Annotated in this window: 4 protein-coding genes; all 4 read left to right on the top strand. The window is 73.6% G+C overall.

Going from position 1 to position 6453, the window contains the following annotated elements; all coding sequences use genetic code 11:
• The coding region (locus CCN42_RS32855) for a CobD/CbiB family cobalamin biosynthesis protein (protein ID WP_086741050.1) at nt 1–765 on the top strand (765 nt) is incomplete at its 5' end.
• Entirely contained in the window at nt 762–2270 is a 1509-nt protein-coding gene (locus tag CCN42_RS32850; protein WP_086741048.1) for a cobyric acid synthase, read from the top strand. The genes CCN42_RS32855 and CCN42_RS32850, both read left to right, overlap by 4 nt.
• Nucleotides 2267–5929 carry a cobaltochelatase subunit CobN gene (gene cobN / locus CCN42_RS32845; protein ID WP_211294843.1) on the top strand — a complete coding sequence of 1221 codons (3663 nt, stop codon included), beginning with the start codon at nt 2267–2269 and terminating at the stop codon, nt 5927–5929. The genes CCN42_RS32850 and cobN overlap by 4 nt, the downstream gene beginning before the upstream one ends.
• The coding region (locus CCN42_RS32840; protein ID WP_479688088.1) for a magnesium chelatase ATPase subunit I at nt 5926–6453 on the top strand (528 nt) is incomplete at its 3' end. The genes cobN and CCN42_RS32840, both read left to right, overlap by 4 nt.

Below are 6453 nucleotides of genomic sequence, written 5' to 3'. Positions count from 1 at the left end.
GCCGGTGGCGCCGTGGCGCTGGGGGCGGCCGCCTCCCGCGTCGTACGCTCCTCCCCCGCCGCCTCCGTCGCGCTGACCGCCGCCGCCACCTGGGCCGTCGTCGGCGGGACGTCGCTGGCGCGCGAGGCGACCGCCATCGGGCGGGCCCTGGAGGCGGGTGACGTCGAGGCCGCCCGGGAGCGGCTGCCGCATCTGTGCGGGCGGGATCCGCAGGCGCTCGACGGGGACGGAATCGCCCGGGCCGTCGTCGAGTCCGTCGCCGAGAACACCTCCGACGCCGTGGTGGGCGCGCTGGTGTGGGGGGCCGTCGGCGGGGTGCCGGGGCTGCTCGGCTTCCGGGCCGTCAACACGCTGGACGCCATGGTGGGTCACAAGTCGCCCCGCTACCGGCGCTACGGATGGGCGTCCGCCCGGCTCGACGACCTCGCGGGGTGGCCGGGGGCACGGCTGACCGCCGTACTGGCCGCCGTGGCGGGCGACGATCCGCGCGGTGCCGTGCGGGCCCGGCGCGCCGACGCCCGCAAGCACCCGAGCCCCAACGCCGGGCCCGTGGAGGCCTCGTTCGCGGGGGCGCTCGGGGTGCGGCTGGGCGGGACGCTCTCCTACGGGGGGCGCGTGGAGCACCGGCCGGTGCTGAACACCCAAGGGCGCGCCGTTCAGGTCACCGACATCCGGCGGGCCGTACGGCTCTCGCGGCGTGTGAGCTGGCTGGCGCTCGGCGTGTGCGCGGGCGCACGCCTTCTCGGGAAGGGGCGCAATCGATGAACGGCGGTCTCCTCGTCGCCGGTACCACCTCCGACGCCGGCAAGAGCGTCGTCACCGCCGGGATCTGCCGGTGGCTGGTACGGCAAGGGGTCAAGGTCGCGCCTTTCAAGGCGCAGAACATGTCCCTCAACTCGTTCGTGACACGGGAGGGCGCGGAGATCGGACGGGCCCAGGCCATGCAGGCGCAGGCCTGCCGCGTCGAGCCGACCGCGCTGATGAACCCCGTGCTGCTCAAGCCCGGCGGTGAGCAGAGCAGCCAGGTGGTGCTGCTGGGCAAGCCGGTGGGCGAGATGAGCGCGCGCGGCTACCACGGCGGGCGGCAGCAGCGGCTGCTCGGCACCGTGCTGGACTGTCTCGCCGAACTGCGGGGCACGTATGACGCGGTGATCTGCGAGGGGGCGGGCAGTCCGGCCGAGATCAACCTGCGCCGGACGGACATCGTGAACATGGGGATCGCGCGGGGTGCGCGGCTCCCCGTCCTCGTCGTCGGCGACATCGACCGCGGCGGTGTCTTCGCGTCCTTCTTCGGGACCGTGGCGCTGCTGTCACGGGAGGACCAGGAGCTGGTCGCCGGGTTCCTCGTCAACAAGTTCCGCGGGGACGTCAGCCTGCTGGAGCCCGGGCTGGACATGCTCCAGAGCCTCACCGGGCGGCCCTCCTACGGCGTCCTGCCGTTCCGGCACGGCCTCGGCATCGACGAGGAGGACGGGCTGAGGGTGTCTCTGCGCGGCACCGTGCGCGAGTCGAACGTGGCCCCGCCGGTCGGCGAGGACGTCCTGCGGGTCGCCGTCTGCGCGGTCCCGCTCATGTCCAACTTCACCGACGTGGACGCCCTCGCCGCCGAACCCGGTGTCGTGGTCCGGTTCGTGGACCGGCCGGAGGAGCTGGCGGACGCCGACCTCGTGGTCGTCCCGGGCACGCGTGGCACGGTACGGGCCCTGGAGTGGCTGCGGGAGCGGGGGCTGGCCGACGCGCTCGCGCGCCGGGCCGCCGAAGGCCGCCCCGTGCTCGGCATCTGCGGCGGCTTCCAGGTGCTCGGCGAGCACATCGAGGACGACGTGGAGAGCCGCCGCGGCCACGTCGACGGGCTCGGGATCCTGCCCGTGCGGGTGCGGTTCGCCCGCGAGAAGACCCTCACCCGGCCGGTGGGGGAAGCCCTCGGCGAGCACGTGGAGGGCTACGAGATCCACCACGGCGTCGCCGACGTCCTGGGCGGGGAGCCCTTCCTGGACGGCTGCCGCGTCGGCCAGACCTGGGGCACCCACTGGCACGGCTCGCTGGAGTCGGACGGCTTCCGGCGCGCCTTCCTGCGCGAGGTGGCCGCCGCCGCGGGCCGCCGCTTCGTGCCGGCCCCGGACACCTCGTTCGCCGCGCTGCGCGAGGAGCAGCTCGACCGGCTCGGCGACCTGATCGAACAGCACGCGGACACGGACGCGCTGTGGCGGCTCATCGAGTCCGGTGCGCCGCAAGGACTGCCTTTCATCCCCCCAGGAGCGCCCGCATGAGCACTGGCATTGGCACTGTGTTGTTGTTGTCGACCGCCGACACCGATCTGCTGGCGGCCCGTGCCTCCGGCGCGCCCTACCGGATCGGCAACCCGACCCGGGTGGACGTCCGGGAGGAGCTGCCGGGCCTGATCGACGGCGCGGACGTCGCCGTCGTACGGCTGCTCGGCGGCAAGCGCGCCTGGGAGGACGGGCTCGCCGCGCTGAAGGCGTCCGGCGTGCCCACCGTGCTGCTGGGCGGCGAGGCCGTGCCGGACGCGGAGCTGATGGCGGAGTCCAGCGTGCCCGCCGGTGTGGTCGCGGAGGCGCTGAAGTACCTGGTCGAGGGCGGCCCCGCCAACCTCACCGAACTCGCCCGGTTCCTGTCCGACACCGTGCTGCTGACCGGCGAGGGGTTCACCGCGCCGCAGCCCATGCCCGAGTACGGGGTGCACGGCTCCTACGCCGTCGAGGACGGCCGCCCGACCGTCGGCGTGCTCTTCTACCGGGCCCACGAGCTGAGCGGCAACACCGCCTTCGTCGACACCCTGTGCGAGGCGATCGAGGCGCACGGCGCCAACGCCCTCCCGGTGTACTGCGGTTCACTGCGCGGCGCCGACCCGGGGCTGTACGAGATCCTCCAGCGGGCCGACGCCCTGGTCGCCACCGTCCTCGCGGCCGGTGGCACCCACGCCTCGCAGGCCTCCGCGGGCGGCGACGAGGAGTCCTGGGACATCGGCGCGCTCGCGGACCTGGACGTCCCCGTGCTGCAGGGACTGTGCCTGACCTCCTCGCGGGCCGCCTGGGACGAGTCCGATGCCGCCCTCTCCCCCATGGACGCGGCGATGCAGGTCGCGATCCCCGAGTTCGACGGCCGCCTGATCACCGTGCCGTTCTCCTTCAAGGAGCAGGGCCCGGACGACGTCCCCGTGTACGTGGCCGACCCGGAGCGGGCCGCCCGCGTCGCCGGGATCGCCGTGCGGCACGCGCGGCTGCGGCACAAGCCGAACGCCGAGAAGAAGATCGCGCTCGTCTTCACCGCCTACCCCACCAAGCACTCCCGCGTCGGCAACGCGGTCGGCCTGGACACGCCCGCGTCCGCGGTGCGCGTGCTGGACGCCCTCAGGGACGCCGGGTACGGACTCACCGAGTACCCGGCGGGCGGCGACGAGCTGATCCACCGGCTCATCGAGGCCGGCGGCCACGACGTCGAGTGGCTGACGGAGGAGCAGCTGGCCGCCGCGCCCGCGCGCGTGCCGCTCGCCGACTACCGGGCCTGGTTCGAGAAGCTGGATCCCGAGCTGCGCGAGGCGATGCGCGAGGCGTGGGGCGAGCCGCCGGGCGGTCTGTACGTCGACGGCGAGGACATCGTGCTGGCGTCCTTGCAGTTCGGGAACGTCGTCGTCATGATCCAGCCGCCGCGCGGCTTCGGCGAGAACCCGATCGCGATCTACCACGACCCCGACATGCCGCCGTCCCACCACTACATGGCGGCCTACCGCTGGCTCGACAACACCTTCGGCGCCGACGCCGTCGTGCACATGGGCAAGCACGGCACGATGGAGTGGCTGCCGGGCAAGGGGCTCGGGCTGTCGGGCGGCTGCGCGCCGGACGCCGTCCTCGGTGACCTCCCGCTGGTCTACCCGTTCATCGTCAACGACCCCGGCGAGGGCACCCAGGCCAAGCGGCGTGGGCACGCCACGGTCGTCGACCACCTGGTGCCGCCGATGGCGCGCGCCGACACCTACGGGGACCTGGCCAAACTGGAGCAGCTGCTCGACGAGTACGCGCTCGTCTCCGACCTCGACCCGGCGAAGGCGCCGGCCGTGCGGGCGCAGATCTGGACGCTGGTCAAGGCGGCCGAACTGCACCACGACCTGCGTGTGGACGAACAGCCCGACGACGAAGAGTTCGACGAGTTCGTCATGCACATCGACGGCTATCTGTGCGAGATCAAGGACGTGCAGATCCGCGACGGACTGCACGTCCTCGGCGGCGGGCCGGTCGGTGAGCCGCGCGTGAACCTGGTGCTGGCCGTGCTGCGCGCCTCCCAGGTGTGGGGCGGGCAGGCGAACGCCCTGCCCGGACTGCGGGCCGCGCTCGCCGCGCACTTCGGGCTGGTCGAGAAGGAGCTGCTGGCCGAGCCGGGCGCGCCGGTGAAGGTGCCGGTGGAGCTGACCGACCTGGTGGACGGGCCGGCCCGGTCCGCCGCCGACGCCGTCGACCTGCTGGAGCAGCTGTGCCGGCGGATCGCGGAGGGCATGGAGGCGCGGGACTGGGCGGCCGCCGCGGTGCCCGGGCTGGTGCGCGAGGTGCTGGGCACCGAACTGCCCGAGGCCGTCGCCGTGCTGGAGTTCGCCTGCACCGAGGTCGTGCCGCGGCTGGCCCGTACGACGGACGAGATCGGGCACATCCTCAAGGCGCTGGACGGCGGTTACGTCCCGGCGGGCCCGTCGGGCTCCCCCACCCGCGGCCTGGTCAACGTCCTCCCCACCGGCCGGAACTTCTACTCGGTCGACCCCAAGGCGATCCCGTCCCGGCTGAGCTGGGAGGTCGGGCAGTCCCTGGCGGACTCGCTGGTGCAGCGCTATCTCGCCGACAACGGGGAGTACCCGAAGTCCGTGGGCCTGACGGTCTGGGGCACCTCGGCCATGCGCACCCAGGGCGACGACATCGCCGAGATCCTGGCGCTGCTGGGCTGCCGCCCGGTGTGGGACGAGGCGTCCCGGCGCGTCACCGGCTTCGAGATCATCGGCCTGGAGGAACTGGGCCGGCCCCGCATCGACGTCACCGTCCGTATCTCCGGCTTCTTCCGGGACGCGTTCCCGCACGTCGTCGCGCTGATCGACGACGCGGTGCGGGCGGTGGCCGAGCTGGCCGAGCCGGCCGAGTCCAACTACGTCCGGGCGCACGTCGAGGAGGACACCGCCGAGCACGGCGACCGGCGGCGCGCGACCGCCCGCGTCTTCGGCTCCAAGCCGGGCGCGTACGGCGCGGGCCTGCTGCCGCTGATCGACGCCCGCAACTGGCGTTCGGACGCCGACCTCGCCGAGGTCTACGCGGTCTGGGGCGGCTACGCCTACGGGCGCGGGCTCGACGGGCGCGCGGCGCGCGGGGACATGGAGACGGCGTTCCGGCGGATCGCGGTGGCGGCGAAGAACGTCGACACCCGCGAGCACGACCTGGTCGACGCGGACGACTACTTCCAGTACCACGGCGGCATGGTCGCCATGGTCCGGCACCTGACGGGCGCCAACCCCGAGGCCTACGTGGGCGATTCGGCGACGCCGGACCAGGTGAGGACCCGCACGCTCGGCGAGGAGACGCACCGCGTGTTCCGCGCCCGGGTGGTGAACCCGCGCTGGATGGCGGCCATGCGCCGGCACGGTTACAAGGGCGCCTTCGAGATGGCGGCGACCGTGGACTACCTGTTCGGCTACGACGCCACCGCCGGCGTCGTGGACGACTGGATGTACGAGAAGCTGAGCGCGGAGTACGTCTTCGACCCGGAGAACCGGGACTTCATGAAGAAGTCCAACCCGTGGGCGCTGCGCGGCATCACCGAGCGGCTGCTGGAGGCGGCCGACCGGGGCCTGTGGGCCGAGCCGGACGCGGACACGCTGGAGCGGCTGCGCGCCACCTACCTGGAGCTCGAAGGCGACTTGGAGGGCGACCAGTGACGACTCCCTTCCCTTTCACGGCCGTTGTCGGCCAGGACGATCTGCGGCTCGCGCTGCTGCTGAACGCCGTGTCCCCGGCGGTCGGCGGCGTGCTGGTGCGCGGCGAGAAGGGCACCGCGAAGAGCACGGCCGTACGGGCGCTGTCCGCGCTGCTGCCGGAGGTAGCGGTCGTGCCCGGGTGCCGGTTCTCGTGTGACCCGGCCGCCCCGGACCCCGGCTGCCCCGACGGGCCGCACGAGGCGGGCACCGGGACCACGCGCCCCGCGCGGATGGTCGAGCTGCCCGTCGGTGCCTCCGAGGACCGGCTGGTCGGCGCGCTGGACATCGAGCGGGCGCTCGCGGAGGGCGTGAAGGCGTTCGAGCCGGGTCTGCTCGCCGACGCGCACCGCGGGATCCTCTACGTGGACGAGGTCAACCTCCTCCACGACCACTTGGTCGACCTGCTGCTGGACGCCGCCGCGATGGGCGCCTCCTACGTGGAGCGTGAGGGCGTGTCGGTGCGGCACGCCCTCACGCTCCACGTA

Source organism: Streptomyces glaucescens, from assembly GCF_002154375.1.
GTDB classification, from domain to species: Bacteria; Actinomycetota; Actinomycetes; order Streptomycetales; family Streptomycetaceae; genus Streptomyces; species Streptomyces glaucescens.
Note: the sequence above shows the minus strand (reverse complement) of the source record. Positions and strands in the feature narration are given on the sequence as shown.

Bases quoted from the DNA above. Each gene is read 5' to 3' on its own strand.
- CCN42_RS32850 (WP_086741048.1), top strand. From the start codon at position 762: ATGAACGGCGGTCTCCTCGTCGCCGGTACCACCTCCGACGCCGGCAAG.
- cobN (WP_211294843.1), top strand. From the start codon at position 2,267: ATGAGCACTGGCATTGGCACTGTGTTGTTGTTGTCGACCGCCGACACC.